At 75.1% G+C, this 24,957-nt stretch carries 18 protein-coding genes; 10 read left to right on the forward strand and 8 right to left on the reverse strand.

Annotation, left to right across the window (positions count from 1 at the left end; genetic code table 11):
* Entirely contained in the window at positions 1–921 is a 921-nt protein-coding gene (locus OG309_RS05210; protein WP_329418539.1) for a sirohydrochlorin chelatase, read from the forward strand.
* Between the two features lie 89 nt (positions 922–1,010).
* Here OG309_RS05210 and OG309_RS05215 read toward each other — a convergent pair whose 3' ends face one another.
* Both OG309_RS05215 and OG309_RS05220 read right to left on the reverse strand, forming a co-directional pair.
* A complete protein-coding gene (locus OG309_RS05215; RefSeq protein ID WP_329418540.1) occupies positions 1,011–2,054 on the reverse strand; it encodes a lactonase family protein in 1,044 nt (347 codons plus the stop codon).
* 157 nt (positions 2,055–2,211) lie between these two features.
* Positions 2,212–3,720, reverse strand: a complete 1,509-nt coding sequence (locus OG309_RS05220) for an FUSC family protein (RefSeq protein ID WP_329428150.1) — start codon at positions 3,718–3,720, stop codon at positions 2,212–2,214.
* Positions 3,721–4,034: 314 nt separating this feature from the next.
* On the opposite strand from OG309_RS05220, the gene OG309_RS05225 reads away from it, so the two are divergent.
* From OG309_RS05225 to OG309_RS05245, 5 genes are all read left to right on the forward strand, one after another.
* A complete protein-coding gene (locus OG309_RS05225; protein ID WP_329418541.1) occupies positions 4,035–4,508 on the forward strand; it encodes an Lrp/AsnC family transcriptional regulator in 474 nt (157 codons plus the stop codon).
* Between the two features lie 94 nt (positions 4,509–4,602).
* Entirely contained in the window at positions 4,603–5,298 is a 696-nt protein-coding gene (locus OG309_RS05230; protein WP_329418542.1) for an HAD family hydrolase, read from the forward strand.
* A gap of 53 nt (positions 5,299–5,351) precedes the next feature.
* Entirely contained in the window at positions 5,352–5,747 is a 396-nt protein-coding gene (locus OG309_RS05235) for a TOBE domain-containing protein (protein ID WP_329418543.1), read from the forward strand.
* A 70-nt stretch (positions 5,748–5,817) separates the two neighbouring features.
* Positions 5,818–6,444 carry a DinB family protein gene (locus OG309_RS05240; protein WP_329418544.1) on the forward strand — a complete coding sequence of 209 codons (627 nt, stop codon included), beginning with the start codon at positions 5,818–5,820 and terminating at the stop codon, positions 6,442–6,444.
* Between the two features lie 69 nt (positions 6,445–6,513).
* Complete coding sequence (locus OG309_RS05245) at positions 6,514–6,963, forward strand: SRPBCC family protein (RefSeq protein WP_329418545.1); 450 nt, start codon at positions 6,514–6,516, stop codon at positions 6,961–6,963.
* A gap of 92 nt (positions 6,964–7,055) precedes the next feature.
* On the opposite strand, the gene OG309_RS05250 is transcribed toward OG309_RS05245, so the two are convergent.
* A complete protein-coding gene (locus OG309_RS05250) occupies positions 7,056–9,047 on the reverse strand; it encodes a SpoIIE family protein phosphatase (protein ID WP_329418546.1) in 1,992 nt (663 codons plus the stop codon).
* Positions 9,048–9,351: 304 nt separating this feature from the next.
* Between OG309_RS05250 and OG309_RS05255 the strand changes: the two genes are divergently transcribed.
* Both OG309_RS05255 and OG309_RS05260 read left to right on the forward strand, forming a co-directional pair.
* Positions 9,352–11,247 (forward strand): HSP90 family protein, encoded by a 1,896-nt coding sequence (locus tag OG309_RS05255; RefSeq protein WP_329418547.1) that lies wholly within the window; start codon positions 9,352–9,354, stop codon positions 11,245–11,247.
* A complete protein-coding gene (locus tag OG309_RS05260; RefSeq protein WP_329418548.1) occupies positions 11,244–14,396 on the forward strand; it encodes a tetratricopeptide repeat protein in 3,153 nt (1,050 codons plus the stop codon). Before OG309_RS05255 ends, OG309_RS05260 begins: the two co-directional genes overlap by 4 nt.
* A 66-nt stretch (positions 14,397–14,462) precedes the next feature.
* Here OG309_RS05260 and OG309_RS05265 read toward each other — a convergent pair whose 3' ends face one another.
* The 3 genes from OG309_RS05265 to OG309_RS05275 form a co-directional block, all read right to left on the reverse strand.
* The gene (locus OG309_RS05265; RefSeq protein WP_329418549.1) at positions 14,463–17,621 is read right to left on the reverse strand and encodes a helix-turn-helix transcriptional regulator; all 3,159 of its coding nucleotides are present in this window, start codon (positions 17,619–17,621) and stop codon (positions 14,463–14,465) included.
* A gap of 78 nt (positions 17,622–17,699) precedes the next feature.
* A complete protein-coding gene (locus tag OG309_RS05270; RefSeq protein ID WP_329418550.1) occupies positions 17,700–18,527 on the reverse strand; it encodes a phosphoenolpyruvate hydrolase family protein in 828 nt (275 codons plus the stop codon).
* Entirely contained in the window at positions 18,524–19,810 is a 1,287-nt protein-coding gene (locus OG309_RS05275) for a Tm-1-like ATP-binding domain-containing protein (RefSeq protein ID WP_329428152.1), read from the reverse strand. The genes OG309_RS05270 and OG309_RS05275 overlap by 4 nt, the downstream gene beginning before the upstream one ends.
* A 119-nt stretch (positions 19,811–19,929) precedes the next feature.
* Here OG309_RS05275 and yczR point away from each other — a divergent pair, with 119 nt between their 5' ends.
* Positions 19,930–21,357, forward strand: coding sequence for an aminotransferase-like domain-containing protein (gene yczR, locus OG309_RS05280; RefSeq protein ID WP_329418551.1), 1,428 nt, complete (start codon positions 19,930–19,932; stop codon positions 21,355–21,357).
* 124 nt (positions 21,358–21,481) lie between these two features.
* On the opposite strand, the gene OG309_RS05285 is transcribed toward yczR, so the two are convergent.
* Together OG309_RS05285 and OG309_RS05290 are read right to left on the reverse strand one after the other, a co-directional pair.
* Positions 21,482–22,183, reverse strand: a complete 702-nt coding sequence (locus OG309_RS05285; protein ID WP_329418552.1) for a VC0807 family protein — start codon at positions 22,181–22,183, stop codon at positions 21,482–21,484.
* A gap of 222 nt (positions 22,184–22,405) precedes the next feature.
* Complete coding sequence (locus tag OG309_RS05290) at positions 22,406–22,636, reverse strand: hypothetical protein (RefSeq protein WP_329418553.1); 231 nt, start codon at positions 22,634–22,636, stop codon at positions 22,406–22,408.
* A gap of 302 nt (positions 22,637–22,938) precedes the next feature.
* Here OG309_RS05290 and OG309_RS05295 point away from each other — a divergent pair, with 302 nt between their 5' ends.
* Entirely contained in the window at positions 22,939–24,909 is a 1,971-nt protein-coding gene (locus OG309_RS05295; RefSeq protein WP_329418554.1) for an amino acid transporter, read from the forward strand.
* Positions 24,910–24,957: the final 48 nt, after the last annotated feature.

Below are 24,957 nucleotides of genomic sequence, written 5' to 3' on the forward strand. Positions count from 1 at the left end.
ATGAGCTCCCCCACTGGGCCCACTCCCGGCCTGCCTGTACGAATGCCGCGCCCCCGCCAGCCCGGGCGGCACCGGCGCCCTGAACCCGTGGTGGCGCCCGAGGGCGCGCCCGCGCTCGTTCTCGCCGTCCCCGGCGTGCCGTCCGCCGCCATACGCTCGCTGGCCGAGGAGGTCGTGAGCATCGCCCGCTCGGAGCTGCCCGGCCTCGACGCCGTGATCGGTTACCTGGACGGCGACGACGCCACCGACTACCCGACCCTCGGCGCGGTCCTGGCGCGCGCCGCCGCGCTGCGCACCGAGCGGTACGAGCTGGCCGTGGCGGCCGGTCGTGAGCCGGCCGCGCCCGAGGGTCCCGCCGCGGTCGTGGTCCCGCTGCTCGCGGGCCCGGACAGCGCCCTGCTGCGGCGGATCCGGCAGTCCGTGATGGACAGCGGCAACACCGCGGAGCTGACCGACGTGCTCGGCCCGCATCCGCTGCTCGCCGAGGCCCTGCACGTGCGCCTCTCGGAGGCCGGTCTGGCCCGCGCCGACCGCGCCCGGCTGTTCACGGTCGCCACGGCGGCCGACGGCATCATCCTGGCCACGGTCGGCGGCGAGGAGGCGGTCCAGGCCGCCGGGATCACCGGCATGCTGCTGGCGGCACGGCTGGCCGTGCCCGTGATGGCGGCGGCGCTCGACCAGGAGGGTTCGATCTCGGCGATCGCCGACCAGCTGCGCGGCTCCGGCTCGGAGCAGCTGGCACTGGCCCCGTACCTGATCGGCCCGGAGCTGGCCGAGGGCCTGCTCGACGCGGCCGCCAAGGAGGCCGGCTGCGCGACGGCGGAGGCGCTGGGCGCCTACCCGGCGATCGGCAAGCTGGTGCTCTCGCAGTACGCGTCGGCGCTCGGGATCTCCCCGCAGCAGGGCTCGCCCGTCCACTGACGGACCGGGCGCGCGCAGGACCGTGACGGGAAGGGCCCGCACCGGAGGTCTCCGGTGCGGGCCCTTCCCGTACGTGTGGGGGCGTCGGCTCAGGCGAGGACGACGCAGGAGGCCGCGGGGGCCGGGACGGAGCCCGTGCGGACCGGCAGGCCGGTCTCCGGGTCGACGGTGAACCAGGTGACGTCGCCGGAGCGCTCGTTCGCGGCGTAGAGGTGGCGCCCGGAGGGGTCGAGGGTCAGGTCGCGGGGCCAGTGGCCGCCGCAGGGCACGGAGGCGACCAGGCGGGCCTCCGCGCCGCCCGCGTCGAGGGCGAGGACCGCGAGGGTGTCGTGGCCGCGTACGGCGGCCCAGAGGAAGCGCCCGTCGGGAGCGACGACGACCTCGGAGGGGTAGCGGTCCCCCGTGGCGTCCGCGGGGACGACGGGGGTCTCGCCGAGCGCTTCGAGGACGCCCGTGTCGGCGTCCCATCGGCACACGGTGACCGTGGGCTCCAGCTCGTTCAGCACGTAGGCGTGGGCGCCGTCCGGGTGGAAGGCGAGGTGGCGGGGCCCGGTGCCGGAGCGCAGCGCGGTCGTCCCGTGCGGGTGCAGGGAGCCGGTGCCGGGGTCGAGGGCCCAGATCGTGACGGAGTCGGCGCCGAGGTCCACGGCGAGCACCCAGCGGCCGCTCGGGTCGGGCAGCACCTGGTGGGCGTGCGGCCCCTCCTGGCGCCGCTCGACCGGTCCCGAGCCCTCGTGGCGCACCACGCCGGTGACGGGCTTCAGGCTCCCGTCGGCGGCGGCCGGCAGGACGCTGACGCTGCCGGAGGTGTAGTTGGCGGTGAGGACGTGTCCCGCGGTCACGGCGAGGTGGGTGGGTCCGGAGCCGTCCACGGGCACGGGGGCGCCGAGGAGGCGGGGCTCGGGGCCGGTGACGTCGAGGGCGGCCGCGGCGCCCTCCGCGGTCTCGGAGACCGCGTACAGCACCTCGGCGCCGGGCCCGAGGGCGAGGAAGGACGGGTCGGCGACGGCGTCGCTCGCCCCCACGAGCTCCAGTGCTCCGGTCTCCGGTTCCACCTCGGCGACGAGCACACCCCGGCCGCCGGCCGAGGTGAACGATCCGATGTATGCCCGCGTACGGCGTGTGTCGCCCACGGCGCCTCCCCTGTCCGCTTGTCCGCTGTCCCCAGGCCGATCACGGCAGACCGGCCGTCGTCGGGGCAGACGTTAGCAGGCGGTCTAGACCAGGTAGGGGGCAGCGGGCGCAGGAGCTTCCGGGGCGCCCGGCCGCCGGACGGCACGGGGCGCAGGGTCAGGCAGCCGGGACCAGGGGTGCGCGCGGCGAGGTGCGCAGCGGGGCCGCCAGGTCGACCAGGGCCCGTTCCAGGCCGTGGAGGTGCCCGAGGGCCGCCTCGGCGCCGGGGTGGTGCGGCGGCAGGGCCGACGACGCGGCGGCGGCCGTGCCGCGGCGGGCCGCGTCGACGGGCGGTACGAGGGCGTGGACGGCGGCCTCGACGCGCCACGCGGCCGCGGCGAGCCGGGCGTCGTGCGAGGCGTCCGGGTCGGCGGCGACCGCCGCGAGGCCGCGGGCCTCCCGGGCGCAGTCGTCGAGCAGCGCGAGGACCCGGCGGGCCCGGGCCTTGCGGGCGCGCAGCGGGCTCAGCGGGTGGACGAGGGGGGCCAGCGTGAGGCGGGCGCGGCCGAGCAGGAGGTCGAGCTCGGCGGCGTGCGGCGCCGGGTCGGCGGCCGGGTCGCCGGCGAGCCTCCGGGCCGCGGCCGTGGTGCACGCGTGCACGGAGCCGACGGCCCGCTGGATCCAGGCGTTGGTCGCGGCGTGCGTGGTGACCGGCAGCAGGGCGACGCCGACGGCGGCGCCGACGGCGCCGACCGCGGTCTCCTGGAAGCGGAGCAGCAGCAGCCCGGGGTGCAGGACGCCCAGCAGGCCGTAGAGAAGGCCCGCCATGACGGTGACGAAGAACATCATCCAGCTGTACGAGAGCGGCGCGGTGTAGAAGATGCCGAAGACGCACACGGCGACCAGCGCGGCCGTCGGGGCGGCGGACCCGCCCAGCGGCAGGGCGATCAGCAGGCCCGCGGCGATGCCGGTCACGGTGCCGACGACCCGGCGGAAGCCGCGCACGAGGGTCTCGCCGCGCGAGGCGGTGTTCACGAAGATCCACCAGGCGGTGCCGACGGCCCAGTACCAGCGGTCCGGGGAGACGAGCTGTCCGGCCGCGAGGGCGACGGCGCAGGCGGCGGTGGCCTGGAAGGCCTGCCGGGTGGTGGGCCGGGCGAGCCCGGTGCCGGGCAGCGGGGCGGGCGCGGCCGGCGGCGGGACGCGCCGTTCGATGCACCAGGCGACGAAACGGACCGCGCCCGTCGTGCCGAGCGCGAGGAGCACGGCGGCGTACAGCTCGGGGAGCTGACCGGGCACGGCGTGCAGGAACTGCGTCACGAAGAACTGCATGAACGCGAAGATGCCGAGCGCGTGCCCGCGCGGTCCCCAGCGGCGCGCGTACACGCCGGCGAAGACGACGAGCAGCCAGGCGGCGTCGCGCAGCAGCGGCAGCCCGTGCAGGGCGGTCGCGAGCGCGAGGACGGGGAAGCCGGCCAGCGGCAGCAGGGCCGTGGTGACGGCCTGGCGGCGCACGGTGGGGTCGCCCACCGTGAACAGCGCCAGGAGCGCGGCGAGGCCGGCGGTGATCGAGGCGGTCAGGGAGAGCCCCACCAGCTCGGCCACGGCGACGGAGAGGCCGACGCCGAGCACGGCCCGCGAGGCCACGCGCAGCCGTACCTTGCCCGGGTCCGGCGCCACGCACACCTGCCGGAACAGCCGGCCCGCGGCCGTCAGGCCCTTCTTCACGACGGTCGTTCCGCCCCCGCTGCCGTACACACACCCTCTTCGTGGTCGCCGTGCTGTCTTGCCGATGCCTCGCGCATGTCTTCGGACATGGCGATGGCGCCGCGGGTCCGGGGCCGGCCACCTCGCCGGTCCGGCGCGTGCGCGGCGCCATCTGTCCAACTCTTCCAAGAGGAAAGCATCCTTCCGCCCAGTGGCTCAACCGACGGGCTGAAGGGTGGGCCATTGGTACAGTCGGAGCGTCGGATAATCGGCCAGAGGGAGGCCAACGGACCATGGCGGTGGACGAGCTCGACACCCGCGTCCTGCGGCTGCTCATCGAGCAGCCGCGCACCAGCGTGCGCGAATACGCCCGGATCCTCGGGGTGGCGCGGGGCACGGTCCAGGCCCGGATCGACCGGCTGGAACGGGACGGGGTGATCACCGCGACGGGTCCGGTGCTCTCCCCCGCGGCGCTGGGGCATCCGGTGCTCGCCTTCGTGCACATCGAGGTGACGCAGGGACATCTCGACGAGGTCGGGGACGCCCTGGCGACGGTCCCGGAGATCGTGGAGGCCTTCTCGATCACGGGCGGCGGCGACCTCCTGACCCGGGTGGTCGCCCGGGACGCCGGCCACCTGGAGGACGTGATCCAGCGGCTGATCCAGCTGCCGGGGGTGGTCCGCACGCGGACCGAGATCGCGCTGCGCGAACGGGTGCCGCACCGGCTGCTGCCGCTGGTCGAGTCGGTGGGGCGACGGGCCACGTGAGGGACGGCGGTCCATGCCGGCGCACGGGGACCGGGGCGGCGGAGCGGGACCAAGGACCCTCCGGTTCCGGTGACCGCTCTGCCAGGCTGGACCCATGAGCACCCCGCGCGTTTCGGTCGTCTTCGATCTCGACGGCACGCTGGTGGACAGCGAGCCGAACTACTTCGAGGCGACCCGCCGGACCCTGGCCGCGCACGGCGTGACGGGCTTCGACTGGGCGCGCCACACGGAGTTCATCGGGATCGGCACCCTGGAGTCGCTGCGGACGCTGGCGGCCGACTACGGGGTCGCCGCTCCGGTGGAGACGCTCCTCGACGCGACCAACCGGCACTACCTGGAGCTCGCCCGGAAGGGGACGCCCGTCTTCCCGGAGATGCGCGCGTTCGTGGAGCGGCTGTACGCGGCGGGGGTGCCCATGGCGGTGGCCTCGGGCTCCTCGCCCGCGGCGATCGAGGCCGTCCTCGCGGGAACCGGGCTCGACGCGTTCCTGACGACCACGGTCTCGGCCGAGGAGGTCGCGCACGGCAAGCCCGCGCCGGACGTCTTCCTGGAGGCGGCCCGCCGCCTCGGCGCCGCGCCGGAGGAGTGCGTGGTGCTGGAGGACGCGGCACCGGGCGCCGCCGCCGCGCACGCGGCGGGGATGCGCTGCCTCGCGCTCCCCTACGTACCGGGGACGGCGGACGATCCCGCCTTCGCCACGGCCGACCTGCTCTTCCGCGACGGCCAACGGGAGTTCACGGCAGGGGCGGCGCTGGAGTGGCTGACCGTAAAGGCATCGCACATGCGATGATAACGACATCAAAAGGCTTGCAGATGAGATGATCAACGGCTTAGGGTGCGCGTATGCAGACCTACACCATCGGCCAGGCGGCGCGCCTCCTCGGCGTCAGTCCGGACACCGCGCGGCGCTGGGCCGATGCCGGCCGGGTCGCCACCCACCGCGACGAGGGCGGCCGGCGTCTCATCGAAGGGCCCGACCTCGCCGCGTTCTCCATCGAGATCGCCCAGAGCGGGCAGGGCGACGAGGAGGAGACCTACACCTCCGTCCGCAACGCGTTCCCCGGGATCGTCACCGCGGTCAAGCTCGGTGACGTCGCCGCCCAGGTCGAGATCCAGGCGGGCCCGCACCGGCTGGTCTCCCTCCTCACCCGGGAAGCGGTCGAGGAGCTCGGCCTGGAGGTCGGCATGCAGGCCACGGCCCGCGTGAAGTCGACCAGCGTGCACATCGACCGCGCCTGAAATCGCGTGGTCGGAGGCCGAGTTCTGTGACAGGGTTCGGCACGCACCCCCGAGAGATCCTGGAGCGTCCATGGCGATCCCGCCCCGCCTCGCCCCCCTGCTCGACCAGTTCGAGTTCGCCCGAGAGCGGCTCGTGAACCGGCTGAACGGGCCGGTGACGGACAGCGGCGACGGGACGGGCGTGCCGGTCGGTCCGATCACCGACGCCGAGTTCCTGTGGGAGCCCGTGGAGGGCTGCTGGTCGGTCCGCCGCCGCGAGGACGGGCCCGGACACCGGGCCACGGTGCTGGCCGGCACCGGCGACTGGGGCCGTGACGCGGCGCCGTACCCGCACCCCGAGCCCGCGCCCTTCACGACGATCGCGTGGCGGCTGAGCCACCTCGCCGAGATGTTCACCCTCCGCACCGACCACACCGCCGGCGGCCACCGCCTGACCCGCGACGACTTCCGCAGCCACGGGGACGCCGCCGCGGCCGTCGCGGACTTCGAGCGGGCCGCCGAGGCCTGGCGCACCATGCTGCTCTCGCTGGACGACGGCGTGCTGGACAAGATCGGGTACAGCTCCTACCCGCACGGCAGCGACCCGGAGGACCCGCTCCTGGAGGTCATCTGGTGGATGAACCAGGAGCTCCTCCACCACGGCGCGGAGATCGCCCTGCTCAGGGACCTGTACAGGGCCCGGGGCGCCGGCGCCTGACCCCGCCTTCGCGGGGGCCCGAGTGGGACGATGGAAGAGGTCCCACCCTCCCCCGAGCAAGGAGGCGACATGTCCAGGATCAACGCCTCCGTCGACATCTCCCGTCGCCCCGAAGACGTCTTCGCCTACGTGACCGACCCCTCCCACCTGCCGGAATGGCAGGAGAGCGCGGTCGCCGTGCGGCGGACCGCCGGCACCCCCGGCACGATCGGGCAGCAGGTCGCCGTCACCCGGCGCATGGGGCGCCGGGACTTCGACATGACGATGGAGCTGACCCAGCTCGACCCGCCGCACAGCTGGCACGTCCATGGCGTGGACGGTCCCGTCCGCGGTGACGTCCAGGGCACCATCGAGCCGCTCGACGCCGGCGAGCGCTCACGGCTGACGCTCTCGCTCGACTTCGAGGGCCACGGCATCGGCAAGGCGCTCGTCCCCCTGGTCGTCAAACCGCACGCCCGCAAGGAGATGGCGCGGGACGAGCAGAAGCTGAAGGGGATCCTGGAGGCCTCCACCGCCTGACGGCCCGGCGCCACGCACGCGCCCCCTCACCGGCGCGCACGCCGGACAACCTCACGCGCGTACGCCGGACGCTTCACCTGCGCGTACGCGGGTCAGCTCGTCACCCGGGCGAGCAGCATGGCCACGTCGTCCTGCGCCCGGCCGTCGAGCAGTCCGGCCAGGATGTCGTCGCACAGCTCGTCCAGCGGGCGGTCCGTGTCCCGCAGGGCGCGGGCGAGGCGGGCCATGCCCTGGTCGAGGTCGCGGTCGCGGGCCTCGATGAGGCCGTCCGTGTACAGGACGAGCAGGCCACCGGCGGGCAGCTCGATCTCCTCGGTCCCGAACTCGTGGGCGCCGGTGCCCAGCGGAGTGCCGGGCGGTCCGTCGAGGAAGGTGATGGTCCCGTCCGGGGTGACCGCGGCCGGCGGCGGGTGGCCCGCGCGGGCGAGGGTCCAGACGCCCGTGCCCGGGTCGTGGACGACGTAGACACACGTCGCCATCTCGTCCTCGCCCAGGTCGGCGACGACGGCGTCGAGGGAGCGGAGCATCCGCTCGGGCGGGAGGTCGTGCGGGGCCAGCGTGCGCACGGCGGTGCGGAGCTGCCCCATGACGGCGGCCGCGTGGACGCCGTGGCCCATGACGTCTCCGATGACCAGCCCGGTGCGCCCGCCGGGGAGCGCGACCACGTCGAACCAGTCGCCGCCGACGTCGTGGTCGCTGGCGGGGAGGTAGCGGCCGGTGAGCTCCAGGCCCGTCACGTCCGGCAGCGCGTTGTTGGTGAGGCTCCGCTGGAGGGTGAGGGCGGCCTGCCGCTGGGTGGTGTAGAGGCGGGCGTTGTCGATGTTGAGCGCGGCCCGCGCCGCGACCTCGTCGATGAGGACGCGGTCCTCTTCGTCGAAGGGTTCACGGTTCCGCAGCCGGGTCACCGAGACGGTGCCGAGCACCGTGCCGCGGGCGACCAGGGGGACCAGCCGGGCCGAGCCGATGCGGGTGGCGAGGTAGCTGCGCAGGGCCTCCATCCGGGGATCCCTGATCAGGGCCGGGATGTCGGCGACGTTCAGGTCCATCGCGCGGGCGTCCGTGATGACCTCCTCGTACACGGAGTCCAGCGGTATCTGGAAGGTTTGCCCGACGCCGAGCAGCGCGGTCGGGGCGTTCGGGTCGGGGAAGCCCGCGGCGAGGCGGCGCAGCACGCCCCGGGTGGCGGCGGTGGACTCGTCGGGCTCCAGGACGGATTCGAGCAGCTGGACGTCGGCGGAGTCGGCCAGCTGCGGGACGAGGAAGGAGACGACCTCCTCCGCGGTCTGGCGCAGGTCGAGCGTGGTGCCGATCTTCTCGCCGGCCTCGGCGAGCAGGGTGAAACGGTGCCGGGCGCGCTCGACCTCGATGTGGGCCTGCTGGCTTTCGGTGACGTCGATGAGGGAGGCGATGACGCCGAGGGGGCGCCCGCCGTGGTCGAGGAGCGGTGCGTAGGAGCAGGACCAGATGTGGTCGTGGTCGGGGTCGGCGGGGGTGCGGCCGACCCGGCGGGCGTCGACGACGGCGGTGCCGCTGTCGAGCACCTGGGTCATCAGGGCCTCCAGCGCGCCGGCGTTCACGCCGGGGACGACCTCGGTGAGCCGGCGGCCCAGGTGAGCGGCGGGCGGTACGCCGTTCATCCGGGCGAGGGCGTCGTTGACGCGCAGGAAGCGCAGGTCGGGTCCGAGGGTGGCGAGGCCGATGGGCGACTGGGTGAACAGGGACTCCAGGGCCGCGAGCGAGTCCCGCATCCGCAGCACCTCGGAGGTCTCGACGGCGATCAGCATGGCGCCGTGGCGGCCCTGCGGGTCGGCGGCGGGGACGATCCACATCTCCATGACGACCTGGTGGCCGTCGCGGTGGCGTACCGGCAGGGTGCCGACGACGGTCTCACCGGCCTGCACCCGGCGGGTCAGCCGCTCGGCGAGCTCGCGGTTGGTGTCGGGGACGAGAAGCGGGGTGGCCAGGCGCCCGAGGACGTCCTCGGGGCGGTGGCCGAGCAGGTCCTGGGCGGCGAGGGACCATTCGACGATCCGGCCCTGGGCGTCCTCGCGCCAGAGCGCGATGGGCAGCAGATCGTTGAGCACGCCCGCGTATCCCACGGCCGCCCTGGGCGGTTGCGGAACCCTGCTCGGCGACTGGTGAGTGTGCAAGGCATCGACCTACGCATCAGCCTGGCCCCGAAGGGCGCAATACCTACCGATTCACCCTATCCGAGACACTCCGCAGAGGCGCTGCACAGTTCCGCCGAGCGACGACGGGGCGGCGCTTTCACATACCCCCCGGGGGTTCCGATTCCGTAGTTCTACGGATGTACGAACCCGTGCCGTTCTGAAAGAGTCTGCGCAAACGCCCACGATGTATGCGCATCCATGGACCGTATGCGCATCCATGGACCACGAGGAACCCGAGATCGCCCCCCACACGTCCCACATGTTCCAGGTCGATCTGCGTGGCCTGGTGGATCTGCTCTCCCACCACCTCTACTCCAGCCCCCGGGTCTACCTGCGCGAACTCCTCCAGAACGCCGTGGACGCCCTCACCGCCCGACGCGCCCTCGACCCCCGCGCACCCGCCCGGGTCCACCTCCACGCCGACGGCACCACCCTGCGCATCACCGACACCGGCATCGGCCTGACCGAGACCGACGTCCACACCCTCCTCGCCACCATCGGCCACAGCTCCAAACGCGACACCACCCACGGCCTGGACACCGCCCACGGACTCGAAACCGCCCGCGCCGACTTCCTCGGCCAGTTCGGCATCGGACTCCTCGCCTGCTTCGTCGTCGCCGCCGAGATCCGCGTCGTCTCCCGCTCCGCCCGCACCCCCCAGGCACCCCCCGTCGAATGGCGCGCCCACGACGACGGCTCCTACACCGTCACCACCCTCGACGACACCGCACACCCCGAACCCGGCACCACCGTCCACCTCACCGCCCGCCCCGGCACCACCGACTGGCTCACCCACGACCGCGTCCTCACCCTCGCCCGCCACTACGGCACCCTCCTCCCCCACACCATCCACGTCGGGCAGGACCGCGTCACGGACTCCCCTGCCGTCTGGGACCGCGCCTTCGCGAGCGCCGAGGAGCGCCGCACCGCCCTGGCCGGGCACTGCCGCGCGACGCTGGGGTTCACGCCCCTCGACGTCATCGAGCTCGACGTCCCCCTGGCCGGGCTGCGCGGCCTCGCCTACGTGCTGCCGTCCCAGGTCAGCCCGGCCCACCGCGGGGGCCACCGGGTCCACCTCAAGGGGATGCTGCTCACCGAGAAGGCCGACGGGCTGCTGCCGGACTGGGCGTTCTTCGTCCGCTGCGTCCTGGACACCGACACCCTGCGCCCCACCGCCTCCCGCGAGTCCCTGTACGAGGACGGGACGCTGGACGGCGTGCGCGAGGCCCTCGGCCGGGCCCTTCGCGACTGGCTGGCGGAGCTCGCGGCGAGCGATCCCGAGCGGCTGCGCCGCCTCCTCGCGGTGCACCACCTCGGCGTGCGGTACCTGGCGCGGCACGACGACGGGATCCTGGCGGCGATGCTGCCGTGGCTGCCGTTCGAGACCACCGACGGGCGCCTGTCCCTCGACGAGTTCGCCCGCCGCCACCCGGTCGTCCACTTCACCCGCACCGTCGAGGAGTTCCGCCAGGTCGCCGCCATCGCCGCCGCCCAGGGCATCGGCGTGGTCAACGGCGGACACACCTACGACTGCGCGCTCGTGGAGCGGCTGCCTTCGGTGCGGCCGGGGACCGTCGTGGCAGAACTCGACGCCGACACCGTCACCGACCGCCTGGACGCCGTCGCCCCCGACCACGAGCGTGCCCTCACCGCCTTCCTCTCCGTCGCCCGCACGGCCCTCGACGCGCTCGACTGCGACGTCACCCTGCGTGCCTTCCGCCCGCTCACGCTGCCGGCCCTGCTGCTCGACGCCCGCGACGGGCGGCATGAGCAGGCGCGGGCGGAGGCGGAGGGCGAGGCCGACGACCTGTGGGCCGGCATCCTCGGCTCCCTGCGCGGCAGCACCCCCCGCGCCCGCCTCGTCCTCAACCACCAGAGCCCCCTCGTCCGCCGCATCGCCACCCTCGACGAACCCCGGCTCACCGCCACCGCCGTCGAAGCCCTCTACGGACAAGCCCTCCTCATGGCCCAACGCCCCCTCCGCCCCGCCGACAACGCCCTCCTCAACCGCACCTTCCTCGGCCTCCTCGAACGGTCCGTGCGACCGGGTCCCGGCGGGACGGCCCGTACGGCGGATCCGGCCCCCGAACGCCCCTCCGGAGAACACCGATGAGCCGCTCGCTCGACGAGATCCGCACCGACGTCTACCGCAACAGCGAGGAACCGTACGGCTCCGCCCGCAGCGCCCGCGCCGAGCGGCTGGTCACCGAGGCGGAGGCGACGGGCGACCGCCCGCTGCTCGTCGAGGCCCTGACGGAACTCACCGTCGCGTACACCTCCAACGCGGAGGGCGACAAGATGTTCGTGCCGTTCGCGCGGCTGCTGCGGATGTGGGACCAGAACCCGGCCGACTTCGACGAGGACGACACCCACGAGCTGTTCTGGATGTTCAAGTGGGTGAGCGGCAACGCGCTCGACCAGCCCGGCATCCCGCTCGACTCCATCGAGCAGTGGCTCACCGAGATGCGGCACCGGTACCGGCTCGCCGGGCACTCCGAACGCGGGGTCCACTCCCGGGAGTTCGAGGTCGCCCGGCATCTCGGGGACCTGCCGCGCGCCGAGCGCGCCCTGGCCGCGATGCTCGCCTCCGAACGCGACGAGATGGCCGACTGCCACGCCTGCGAGCTGCACGAACGCGGCCGGTGGGAGACCGAGCGGGGCGAGGACGCCCGCGCGCTCGACGTGTGGCTTCCGGTGCTCGACGGGCGCGCGGGCTGCATGCACGAGCCGCACGCCGTCCTCGCGCTCTCCCTGCTGCCCCTGGTCCGCCTCGGCCGGCTCGACGAGGCCCGCGCCCATCACCTGCGCGGCTACCGCATGGCCCGTGCCGAGGCCGGGCTCACCGTCTCCGTCGCCGCGCACGTCGAGTTCTGCGCATTGACCGGCAACGAGCCGCGCGGCCTGGAGATCCTCGCCGAACAGTCCGCCCGCTGGGGCCCGCGCGGCGACGCCGGCCCCTACCTCCAGTGGCTGAGCTGCGCGGCCCTGCTCACGGGCCGGCTCGTCACCCTCGGCCAGGGAGAGCGCCCGGTGTCCGGCCCCGCGGGCACACAGTGGACGGCGGCCTCGCTCCACGCGTACGCGACCCAGGAAGCCCTCGCCCTGGCGGCCCGTTTCGACACCCGCAACGGCAACTCCCTGATGTCCACGCGGGTCCGGACCCGGATCACGGCGGAACCGCTGCTCGACGCGCTGGCCCTGGGGCCGGGCGGCGAGCGGCACACCGGTGGTGGACTGTTCGAGAGCGCCGCCTCGACCGATGCGGCGGACGCGTACCACCGGGCGGACGGGCGGACCGCGCCCGGAGTCGTGGAGGGTCCCGGGGAACTCGTCGCGCGGGCCCGCGCGTTGACGGCCGCCGGTCACCCGTCGGCGAGAGCGGCCTGGGACCGCGCCCGCGCCGCCGTCGAAGCCCATGGCGGCGCGCTCGCCCCCGCCGACGCCGCCGACGCCCTGGACGCCGAGGCCCTCGACCTGCAGCGGTCCTGTGCGGGCGGCCCCGAGGCGGCGGCGCTGTTCACGCGCGCGGCGGACCTGCACGCACGAGCCCGGCGCGACGGGCGGGCCCTGGTGTCGCGGGCCCGGGCGCTGATCGTCGCGCCGGACGCCCCGGCGGACGGTCTCGACGCCTTGTGCGTACGGGCCGGAGCTCTGCACGCGGCCGGGCTGGCCACCGCCGCCGAGGCGGTGACGGTGCTCCTGCTGCGCTGCCGGGCATGGGTGGCGGGGCTGGGGGCCGAGCTCGTACCGGCCGGCGTGGGGGCCGGTGCGGGGGCTCGTGCCGGCGTCGGGGCGGGGGCTCCTGAGGGGGCCGGTGAGGCGGGTCACGGAGTGGCGGAGAGCTCGGCCGGGGTGCCTGCCGCGGACGCGCAGGCCCCGGTGGGCGGCATACGGGCGGGCGTTCCGACCGTTCCCGACAGCGCCCGGGCCCGGGAGGAGATCCACCGCCTGCTGGCCTTCGCCGAGGAGGCGCGGGTCGGGCGGGACCGGCGGGGGGACCCGGAGTTGCTGAGCCGGATCGCGTCCGCCGTCGAGCTGCTCGCGCGGATCACCGCACCGGAGGATCCGCGGGCCGCCGTGCGGCTCGCGACGGCCGCGGTGACCGACCATCACGAGGCCGGACGGCCCTGGCTCGCCACCCCCGGCGAACTGCTGCTCGTGAGCCTGCTGTCGGCGGTCGAGGACCACGAGCGGGCGGCGGCCGTGGCACGGGGCGTCCTCGGCGACAGCGCGCGGGTGGAGCTGCTCGGCCCCGGCGACCGGGCCCGGTTCTGTCTGGCGCTCGCCCAGGCGGTGACCGGCCTGGAGGGTCCCGGACCCGAGGCGGAGGCGCTCCTGCTGGACGCCGACCTCTTCGCCGGGTCCGCCGGTGAGGGGGCCGGGCTCGGCGCCCTGGTGCGGCTGCGGCTCGGCGGGCACTACTGCGCGCTCGGGCGGTTCCACGAGGCCGCCGCCACCCTGGAGGCCGTGCTGCCGGAGCTGTCGGCCGGACACGACCCGGCCGACCTGGTCCAGGCCCGGGTGTGGCTGGCGCACGCGGCGACGGGCCTCGGCGAGCCCCGGCAGGCGGCCGAGCAGTACGCGCTGGCCGCGGCGGGGACCCGCGACTGGGCGGACCGGCACCAGCACGCGGTCCTCTCGCAGCAGGCGGCCGAGGCCTTGGCGGCGGCCGGCCTGCCGGAGGAGTCGGCGCGCGCCTACGAGCGCGCGGCCGACCTCTGGCGGGCGCTCGGGGACCGGATCGGGGCGGTGCGCGCGCTGCGGGGCCGGGCCTGGGAGGCGCTGAAGGTGTGGGGGCCCGCCGAGGGCGAGGTCGTCATGGAGGAGGCCCTGCGGGAGAACGAGCGGGCGCTCGCCCTGGCCGGGACGGGCGAGGAGCGGGCGCGCGGAACGGCGGAACTGGGCCACACGCACCAGCAGTTCGCGCACCTCCTCGTGGAGACCGCGGAAGCGGCGCCGTTCGAGGAGGTCGACTCGGCCGAGCGGTACGCCGAGCTCGCCGCCCTCTTCGAACGGGCGCTCGGCCAGGCGGAGCGGGCCATCGCCGCCCTGCGGACCGGCGGCGAGCCCGGCCGCTCCGACCTCTGGCTCTGCGAACTCCTCGCCGTACGCCTGGAGTGGGGGCTGGGACGGGCGGACGCGGCCCAGGGGCGGGCCCGTCGGGTCCACGCCGGCGTGCAGGACCTGCCCGACCCGGACGGCACGCTCTCCGTGATCGCCGCCGAGTGCGAGGCCCTGCTCGGAGCGCCGGACTCCTTCTGACCCGTGGGGAGCCCGGGCATGCGCCCCGGCTCCTCCGGCCCCGGCTCCCGGATTCCCCGTCGGGCCTCAGCCCGTCGCTCGGGCCACGAGGGAGGCGAGGCCGGCTCGGGTCATCACGCCGGTCTTGCGGTAGACCCGGGCCACATGGCTCTCGACCGTGCGGGGGCTGAGGCAGAGGCGGTCGGCGACCGCCTGGTTGGTGAGGCCTTCGGCGACGAGGACGGAGATCTCGCGCTCGCGGGGGGTGAGCGTGGCGAGCGGTCCTTCCGCGTCCGCCGCGGCGGCCGGCCGCGTCGTGCCGGGTGCCGCGGGCTCGGGGCCCAGGGCGGCGGTACGGGTGCGGTCGGCGAGGTCGGTGAGCAGGCGGGCGCCTCCGGCAGTGGCCAGGCTGCGGGCCCGGCGCCACATCGCGGCGGCCTCGGCCGGGTCACCGGCCGCCCGGGCCACGGGGGCGCCGAGCAGCAGCGTGTGGGCCTCGCGCAGGCCGGTGCCCGCGAGGGCGTACTCGTCCGCCGACCGGGCGAACAGCGCCGCCGCCGCGGCCTGTTCGCCCGCGTGGAGGCGCAGCCGGGCGCGGGCCCGCAGGGCGGCGGCCCGCTGGCCGGGCAGGTCCAGGCGGTCGGCCTCGGTCTCGGCGAGCCGGGCCGCCTGGTGGGCCCCGGGCAGGTCGCCGGTGTTGAGCGAGGCCGTGGCGAGGAGTTCGAGGAAGCCGGGGCGCACGGAGGGCTGGATACGGGGCAGGGCGGGGCCGCCGCCCGCGGTGAGCAGGACGTCCCGCACCCGGTACGGGTCCGTGGCGACGGGGACGGCGTGGGCGAGCAGGCTGCGGGCGAGGGTGCCCCACCAGCCGCCGGCGGTGCCGACGGTGGCGGCGGCCTCCTCGGCGGCGGCGAGGGCCTCGGGGTCGCCGAGGGGCCTGGCCTGGAGCAGGATCGTCGCCCTGATGGCGCGGCTGAAGCCGACGACCTCGGCGGCGCCGAGGGTGTCGGCGAGGGTCAGCGCCTCGTCGGCGAGGCCGAGGGAGGTGTCGACGCGGCCGGTGAGGGACTGCACGTACGCGGCGCACAGCAGCATCTGGGAGAGGGCGAACGGGCGTCCCGCGCGGCGGGCGAGGGCGATGCCCCGGGTGGTGTGGCGTTCGGCGGCGGCGAGGTCGTCGAGGAAGAGCTCGCTCCAGCCGAGCCGGACCAGGGCCTCGCAGCACGCGGTGAGTTCGCCGTCGGTCATGGCGTCGACGAGCGCGGCGGCCTCGTCCGCGTGGCCGCGGGCGGCGGCGGTCTCCCCCTCGTACGCCTCGCCGAGGGCGCCGAGGGTGAGCGCCCCGAGGGTGCCGGGCTCGTCCCCCCGCGCGCGGGCGTCGGCGAGGGTGGCGGCGAGTTCGGGGCGGACCTCGGGGAAGCGGGCCTCGAAGAGGGCGCGGCAGCCCCATTCGACGACGAGCCGGAGGCGGAGCGAGGGGCGGGGGCCGGGGCCGCTCCGCAGCTCGCGGCGGATCAGGGCGTCGGCCTCCCGGTAGCGGCCCAGGTGCCGCTCCATGAAGGCGCACAGGAGCACGGCCGCACTGCGGGGTTCCTCCTCGCCGGCGGTCGCGGGGCAGCGGGCGCCGGTGCGGCGGCCCGCTCCGTCCTCGCGGCACAGGGCGAGGAGCCGGTGCAGCAGGTCCCGGCTCTCCTCGACCCGGCCGGCGAGGCCGAGCGCGCGGGCCCGGCGCAGCTTCAGCTCCACGCGGGCCTGGTGGTGTTCGGGGGTGTCGGGCAGGACGTCGAGGACGGCGGCCAGGCGGCGGGCGGTGAGCGCCGGGTCGGTGGCCTCGGTCAGCTCGGCGGCCCGCACCAGGGCGGCGGCCGCGGCGGGCTCCCAGCGCGTCAGGTAGCGCTCGATGTGCGCGGCGCGCGTGGTGGCGGGCGCGCCCGCGCCCGCCAGGCCGTCGGCCGCCCGGCGGTGGTACTCGCGGCGCCGCAGCGGATCCATGGCCCGGCGCACCAGCCCGGCGAGGGCCGGGTGCCGCAGCTCCAGGGTGTGCCCGTCGGGGTGCGGGCGCACGAGGTCGAGCCGCACCAGGTCCCGTACGGCCTGGACGAGTTCGTCGCGGGTGGCGCCGGTGACGGCGGGCAGCAGGTCGGTGCGGGCCTCGTCGCCGAGCACGGCGACGGCGTCGACGACGGCGCGCGCCGGGGGGTCGAGCGGTGCGAGTTCGTCGAAGAGGGCGGCGAGCGCGCCGCCGCTGCCCCGGCCGCCCGCGAGGGCCAGGAAGTAGGCGGGGTTCCCGCCGCTGGCCGCGTGCAGTTCGGCCACGCGGTCCCGGGGCAGCCCGGGGGCGAGCCGGTCGGCGCACTCCGCCTCGTCGAGGGGGCCGAGCGCGATCCTGGTGAGGGTGCCGCTCTCGGCGCCCCGGGCGAGGGCGGCGGCGAGGGCCGGCGGGGTCCGCCGCTCGCGGCGGGCCGTCACCACGAGCACGGGCGCGGCGACGGGGTGGCGCAGCAGGTGGTCGAGCAGGTCGAGCGATTCGGGGTCGGCGCGGTGCACGTCGTCGAGGACGAGGAGCAGCGCGGGTTCGGCGACCCTGGCGAGGGCCTCCGCGGTCCGCCGGAAGAGTCCGTACGGCTCCGGCCAGACCTGCGGCGGCGCCCCCAGCAGATGCCGTTCGGACGGGGTGGGCCCGCCGGGGTCCGCCCAGGGGCCGGCCCCGACGGGCGCCTGCGGCCCGGTCGCGTGCGGGCCGGTTCCCGGCTGTCGGGCGGGCCCGGTCCCGGTGTCCGGCGGGAAGGCGGGAAACGTCCACGGCGCCCGGCCGGCCGGGCGGACCGGGCGGCGCGTCGGGCGGCCCTGCGCGTTGCCCGCCGACGGGACGCTCCCGGCGGCGCAGGCCACCCGCACCGCGTCCGCCGGGTCGACGGCGTCGGGCGGGTCTGTGGGACGGGGCGCCTCGCCGGCTGCTCCGAGGTCCGCGAAGGCGTCCGCGAACACCTCGAACGGCAAGGGCCGCTCCCGCTCCGAAGCCCGGCCGTGCAGGACGGTGACGCCCGCCCGGCGGGCGCGGGCGGCGAGCTCGGTGAGGAGGCGGCTCTTGCCGACGCCGGGCTCGCCCGTGATGTCGACGGCCTTCGGGGCGTCGGTCCCGCGGCGCCCCGGTGACCGCAGCAGCGATTCCAGACGGGCGAGTTCGGCTCGCCGTCCGGCGAAGGGGGCGCGGTCGACGCTCCCCTCCCCTGTGCTTGTGTTCATGACCAGTCCCCCACGGACTTCGTTCCCCGTCACCCGTTGTACGGCACGCCTCTGACAACCGTGCCGTCGCCCCTGGGATCAGTGGCCGGGCGACAGCGCCTTGAAGGCCCTCGTCTGCTCGGTGATGGCCCGCTCGGTGGGCAGCCGCTCGACCGAGGAGGCGCCGAAGAAGCCGACGACTCCGGTGGTGTGCGCCAGGACGTAGGCGGCGTCCTCGGGTTCGGCGATGGGGCCGCCGTGGCAGAGCACGAGCACGTCGGGGTTCACCCGTTTGGCCGCATCGTGCATCTCCTGGACGGCCGCCGCCGCGCCGTCCAGGGTGAGGGCCGTGCCGGCGCCGATGTCCCCCTTCGTGGTGAGGCCCACGTGCGGGACGAGGACGTCGGCCCCGGCCCGGGCCATGTCGGCGGCCTGCTCCGGGTCGAAGACGTACGGCGCGGTGAGCAGGTCGCGCTCGTGGGCCGCGCGGACCATGTCGACCTCCAGGCCGTAACCCATGCCGGTCTCCTCCAGGTTGACCCGGAAGGTGCCGTCGTAGAGGCCGACGGTGGGGAAGTTCTGCACCCCGGCGAAGCCCATGGCCTTGAGCTCGTCCAGGAAGAGGTCCATCCGGCGGAAGGGGTCCGTGCCGCAGACTCCGGCGAGGACGGGGGTGTCGCGGACGACGGGCAGGACCTCGCGGGCCATGTCCTTGACGATGGCGTTGGCGTCACCGTAGGGGAGCAGTCCGGCGAGGGAGCCGCGGCCCGCCATCCGGTAGCGGCCGGAGTTGTAGATGATGAGCAGGTCGACGCCGCCGGCCTCGGCGCACTTGGCGGAGAGTCCGGTGCCCGCGCCGGCGCCGACGACGGGCCGCCCCTGGGCGATCTGGGCGCGCAGCCTGGCGAGTACGTCCTGACGGTTCATGAGGTCCTCCGGGAGGCGGCCGGAGCCGGGGCCATGGCCGGGGCCGGGGGCGTGTGGTCGCCGATGAGCCGGTGCAGCCGGTCGGCCATGGCGACGGCGAACGAGGCGTCGTTGACGTGGGCGTCGAGCTCGTGGATGCGCACGCCGCTGCCCGCGACCGCGCGGCGCAGGGCCTGGAGTCCGGCGGCGTCGGCGTCCGGGTCGGCGAACGGGCCGCCCGCCACGTCGACGGCGGAGACGCCGCGGCGCGGCCAGAACACCTCGGCGGGGCCGCGGGCGGCGGCCAGCTTGCGCCCGATGGCGGTGCCGAGTTCGGCCATCTCGGCGCCGGTGGTCCGCATCAGGGTGACCGTCGCGTTGTGGACGAGGAGCCGGCGTCCGGCGAAGCGCTCGGGGACGCTCGCCTCGGGCCCGAAGTTGACCATGTCGAGGGCGCCGGGGGCGACGACCTGGGGAATCCCGGCGGCGCCGGCGGCGGTCAGGCGGCGCGGCCCGGCGCTGAGCACCCCGCCGACGAGTTCGTCGGCGAGTTCGGTGGTGGTGAGGTCGAGGACGCCGTCGAGCAGGCCGTCGCGGGCCAGCTTCTCGACGGCGCGGCCGCCCGCGCCGGTGGCGTGGAAGACGAGGACCTCGTAGCCGTGTTCGGCGAGCCGGGCGCGGGCGGTGTCCACGGCGGGCGTGGTGACGCCGAACATCGTGGCGGCGACGACCTTCCGGCCGCGCCCCGCGGACCGGTCCTGGTTGCGTTCGTGGCGCCGGGCCATGCCGGCGGCGGCCGCGGCGGCGTTGCCGAGGACCTGCCGGGAGACGGAGTTGAGGCCGGCGATGTCGACGACGCTGTACATCATCGTGAGGTCGCTGCTGTCGACGTACGGCGAGACGTCGCCGCCCGCCATGGTGCTGACCAGGATCTTCGGCACGCCGATGGGCAGGGCGCGCATGGCCTGGGCGGCGATGGCGGAGCCGCCGCTGCCGGCCGCGGCGAGCACGGCGTGGGCACGCCCGCCGCGGTGCAGGTCGAGGACGACGCGTGTGAGTCCGTCGGCCATGGCGGCGACCGCGGCGCCCCGGTCGCCCGCGGCGCGCAGGGCCGCCAGCTCGTGCCCTCCGGCGCGGGCGACGAGTTCGGCGGGGATGTCGGGGACGGGGACGTGGGCGGGCGGGGGCAGCACGCCGGTGTCCACGAGGAGGACGTCGGCCCCGTACTCGCGCAGCCGCTCCCGCAGCCACGCGTACTCCTCCCCCTTGGTGTCGAGTGTCCCGACCAGCACCACCGTGGCCAATGCCCTCACGCTCCCTTTCTGTGGCGGTGTCACCGATCCTCGGTCCGGGGCCCGGTCGCGGCAACGACCACTCGGGGCCGATTGGCCTGCGGGGACGCCGGGTGGCCAAGATGGGACACATGGCCAGGATTCCCGCGACCCGATTGTCCCGACTGCTGACCGGCTGGGCGTCGGAGGGGCCGGGGTCGCTGCCACGGCGGCTCGCGGACGCGCTGCGGGAGCTCGCGGACCGGGGGGACGTGCCGGCGGGCACGGTGCTGCCCTCGCAACGGGAACTCGCGCTGGTGCTGGGGGTCTCCCGGTCCACGGTGACGGCGGGGTACGGACTCCTGGAGGGCGAGGGGCGGCTGGAGAGCGTGCGGGGCAGCGGTTCCCGGCTGCGTGGTTCCGGGGTGCTCGACCGGCACCCCATGGAGGGGCGGCTCGCCAGTTTCGACGCCCGAGCGGGGACGGCCGATCTGTCGAGCGGGGCACTGCCGGGGCTCGGTGACGTGGCGGAGGCGGTGGGGGCCCTGACGGCCGGGGACGTGGCCTCGCTCCTCGGGGCCGACGGCTACCACCCGTACGGGCTTCCGGAGCTGCGGGAGGGGGTCGCCGCCTACTACCGGGCGGCGGGCGTGCCGACGGACGCGGAGGAGATCCTGGTGACGGCGGGCTCCCAGCAGGCGGTGTGGCTGGTGACGCAGGCGCTGGTGGACCCGGGCGACACGGTGGTGGTGGAGGACCCGACGTACCGCGGTGCCCTGGAGGCGCTGCGGGCGCGCGGGGCGCGGCTGGTCCCGGTGGGAGGCGACGGGGCGGACGGCGCGGCGCGGCTGCGGCGGCTCTGCGGTTCGGTGCGTCCGCGCCTCGTCTACCTGCAGCCGACCGCGCACAATCCGACGGGCCGGAGCCTGGACGAGGCGGCGCGCCGGGCGTGGCGCAAAGTGCTGGGCGAGCTGGGCCTGTTCACCGTCGAGGACACGGCGTGCGCGGAGCTGTCGCTGGACGGGGACGAGTCGGTGGTGCCGCTGGTGGCGGGGCTGCCCAGCGGGTCGACGGTGACGGTGGGCACCTTGTCGAAGCTGTTCTGGGGCGGTCTGCGGGTCGGCTGGGTGCGGTCCTCGCCGCAGGTGGTGGCCCGGCTCGCGAAGATCAAGACCTCGGTCGACCTGTCGTGCTCGGTGGTCGACCAACTGGTGGCGGTCCGCCTGCTCGAAGAGCTGCCCGGCGCGCGGGCGCGGCGGCGCGCACTGCTGCGGGAACGGCTCGCGACGGCGGAGGAGCTGCTGCGCGCGCAGGCGCCGGGGTGGGAGTGGACGCGGCCGGCGGGCGGCCCGGCGCTGTGGGTGCGGGTGCCGGGCGCCGACACGGAGGCGACGGCCCAACTGGCGCGGCGGCGTGGTGTGTCGGTGGTGCCGGGTTCGGCGTTCTCGCCGGTGGACGGTTTCCGCGACCGGCTGCGGCTGCCGTACGCGCACGGGGTGGAGGCGCTGGCGGCGGCGTTGCCGACGCTGCTGGACTGCGCGGCCCGGAGCGGGGCGGGCGCGGGCGGCCCCGTGCGCTGAGGCACGGAACCGCCTTCCCCCGGAGGGGTGCCCGGGCCTGTCCGGGAGTCCGCGTCGGACAGGCCGGAGCGTGCGTGCCGGGCGGGCCGGACCTGACGGGAGCCGTCGGACAGCCCCTACGGCGTCAGGCCTCCGCCCCGGCGACGTGCGCGGCGGCCTCGGCCCTGGCCGCACCCTCGGCGCGGCCGCGCTTGGCGGTGCGGATGGTCCACAGGACGAGCAGGCCGAGGGTGCCGTAGACGAGGACCGGGTTGGCCACGAGCATCGCCTCGACGGAGAGCGTGTACGACAGGCCGACGCGGGCGGCGGCCTCGACGAGGTAGGCGACGCCCCAGACGACCGTCATGCGGCGCATGACGGTGCGGAAGCCCTCGAACTGCCAGAGGCCGTTCCACCAGGCGTGGCCCTCGGCGGTGCCGTCGGTGGAGAAACGGCGCCCGAAGTAGAACATGAGGGGCTTGGGCGCGAGCAGCGTGGCCAGGCACAGCACACCGAAGAGGCCGGTGACGGCGGAGTCCTTGACGAGCAGGGCCCGCGCCGAGTGGGCGCCGGCCAGCGAGACGACGGCGGTCAGGACCAGGAAGAAGAGGGTGACGACGGCGAACTCGTCCATCTTCCGGTGCCAGACGAGATGGACGACGGTGTCCAGGACCGGCCAGACGCCGCTGACGAGCAGCGCGGCGAAGTCGCTCCAGCCGCGGTCGCCGAGCGCCCCGAAGGTGAGGACGGGTGCGACGACGTTGAGTCCGATGGTGAGCGTCCAACCGATGGCTGTCGCGGTCCCGGAGCGGGCGGGCGCGGCTGGGCGCGCCTCTGCTGCGGACATGATTCCCCCTGGTGAATGGCCTGATCAGTGCGGTCCCTGCACCGTAGGACGCCGCCAGGAGGGCGGACAAGGCAACAGCTGCCAAAATGATCTTCAAGTCTCCGTGTGCATGTCACCCGACCGACGGCCTGATGCACAGGGAGTCATCTCGGCAGGTCGAATGCCTCGGAGGCGCCGTCCCGGCGGGCTACCGCGTGCCTCGGGCTACGGCGTGACGGTCGGCTACGGCGTGACGGTCGGCGTCGGGTGCGGCCACTCCTCGGCCGGCGGGCTCCAGGTCGGGCCGGCCGGGGGCGCGAAGGGGCCGGCGCGGTTGGCCATGAGGAGCATCATCACGCCGACGAAGGCGAGGGTGACGAGGATGAGGACGAGACCGATCGGGTTGCGCGGGTTGTACTCGTAACGCCATCCGTACCGGCTGCGCCTGAACACCGGCTCGTGATCGTCGCCCATGCCCGGCTCCCCCTTGTCCGTTGCCCGCCAGGCTACCCTCCGGTCGACGGGCGACCCCTGAGCCGTCCGCGGAGCGACCGGCAGGCCGACGGCGAGCGCGCGGCCCGTCGCACCGACCCCACGCCCCCACCCCCGGGCTGCGCCGTTTGTGACACACGCGACGGCCGCAGGGGGGATCTTGACGGGTTCCTGACGCCCGTCGCCGGTTGCGCCGCGCGTCCCTTGCGTACGCTGACCCGGCCGCCGTCCGATCGATGGCCGAAAACCGACCAGCCCTCCGCCCGGACAGCAGGAGCCCCTCGATGCCCACGTCCTCCACCGCTCGAACCGGTCGCCTGCGCGCCTGGATGCTGGAAGGCCTGTCCGACATGGGCAAGGCGCGGACCACGGCCCCTCAGCAGCCGGAAGGCGCCGCGCCGGAGGCCGCGCCGGAGCACAAGGGGCAGCCCTGGTGGCGGGTCATGTGCCTGACCGGTGTCGACTACTTCTCGACACTCGGCTACCAGCCGGGCATCGCCGCGCTCGCGGCCGGACTGCTCTCCCCCGTCGCGACCGTCGTGCTCGTCGTCGTGACGCTCGTCGGCGCCCTGCCGGTCTACCGGCGGGTGGCCGAGGAGAGCCACCGGGGCGAGGGGTCGATCGCGATGCTGGAACGTCTGCTCTCCTTCTGGAAGGGCAAGCTGTTCGTCCTCACGCTGTTGGGCTTCGCGGCGACCGACTTCCTCATCACGATCACCCTCTCGGCCGCCGACGCCTCGACCCACCTGGTCGAGAACCCGCATCTGGCCGAGGCCCTGCACGACAAGCAGATGCTGATCACCCTGGTTCTGGTCGCCCTGCTCGGCGCGGTCTTCCTCAAGGGCTTCCTGGAGGCCATCGGCGTCGCGGTCGCGCTCGTCGGGATCTACCTGTCCCTCAACGTGGTGGTCGTCGTCTCCGGCCTGTGGCACGTGCTGACCGAGGGGCACGTGGTGACCGACTGGACCGCGGCGCTGACGGCGGAACACGGCAACGTCTTCGCGATGATCGGCGTGGCCCTGCTCGTCTTCCCCAAACTGGCGCTGGGGCTCTCCGGCTTCGAGACCGGCGTGGCGGTCATGCCGCACGTCAAGGGCGACCCGGACGACACCGAGGACAAGCCCGCCGGCCGGATCCGCGACACGAAGAAGCTGCTGACCACGGCCGCGCTCATCATGAGCGTCTTCCTGATCACCACCAGCTTCATCACCACGGTCCTCATCCCGCAGAAGGAGTTCGAGTCGGGCGGCCAGGCCAACGGCCGCGCGCTCGCCTATCTCGCCCACGAGTACCTGGGCAACACCTTCGGCACGGTCTACGACGTCGCCACGATCGCGATCCTCTGGTTCGCGGGCGCCTCCGCGATGGCCGGACTGCTCAACCTGATGCCCCGCTACCTCCCCCGCTACGGCATGGCCCCGCACTGGGCCCGTGCCGTGCGCCCCATGGTGATCGTCTTCATCCTGGTCGCCTTCCTCGTCACCTGGATCTTCGACGCGGACGTGGACGCGCAGGGCGGCGCGTACGCGACCGGTGTCCTCGTGCTGATCTGCTCGGCGGCCATCGCGGTGACCATCGCGGCCCGCAAGGCCGGCCAGCGCGGCTGGACGATCGGATTCGGCGTCATCTCGGCCGTCTTCCTCTACACGACCGTCGTGAACGTCATCGAGCGTCCCGACGGCGTGAAGATCGGCGCCTGCTTCATCGCCGGCATCATCCTCATCTCGCTCCTCTCCCGCCTCGGCCGCGCCTTCGAGCTGCGCGTCACCCACGTCGACCTCGACGACCTGGCCGAACGCTTCATCCGCGACATCGCCAACCGCACCCCGAGGTTCATCGCCAACGAGCCGGACCGGCGCGACATGGCCGAGTACCGCGAGAAGATCGAGCAGATCCGCGCCGACAACGACCTGCCCACCACGGAGGACTTCGTCTTCGTCGAGGTCACCGTCACCGACCCCTCCGAATTCGAGGCCGGCCTGACCGTGCGGGGCGAGGTCCTGCACGAGCGCTACCGCGTCCTGACCGTGGAGAGCTCCTCCGTCCCCAACGCGCTCGGCGCGCTGCTCCTGCACGCCCGCGACATGACCGGCGTCCGCCCGCACATCTACTTCGAGTGGACCGAGGGCAACCCCTTCGCCAACTTCCTGCGCTTCTTCCTCTTCGGCCAGGGCGAGGTCGCCCCGGTCACCCGCGAGGTGCTGCGCGAGGCGGAACCGGACCGCTCCCGCCGCCCGCGCGTCCACGTGGGCTGAGGAACGGAGCGGTTCGCAGGAGCCCCGTCCGCCCTATACTCAACAAAG

It is taken from the genome of Streptomyces sp. NBC_01268, assembly GCF_036240795.1.
In the GTDB taxonomy this organism is placed as follows: domain Bacteria; phylum Actinomycetota; class Actinomycetes; order Streptomycetales; family Streptomycetaceae; genus Streptomyces.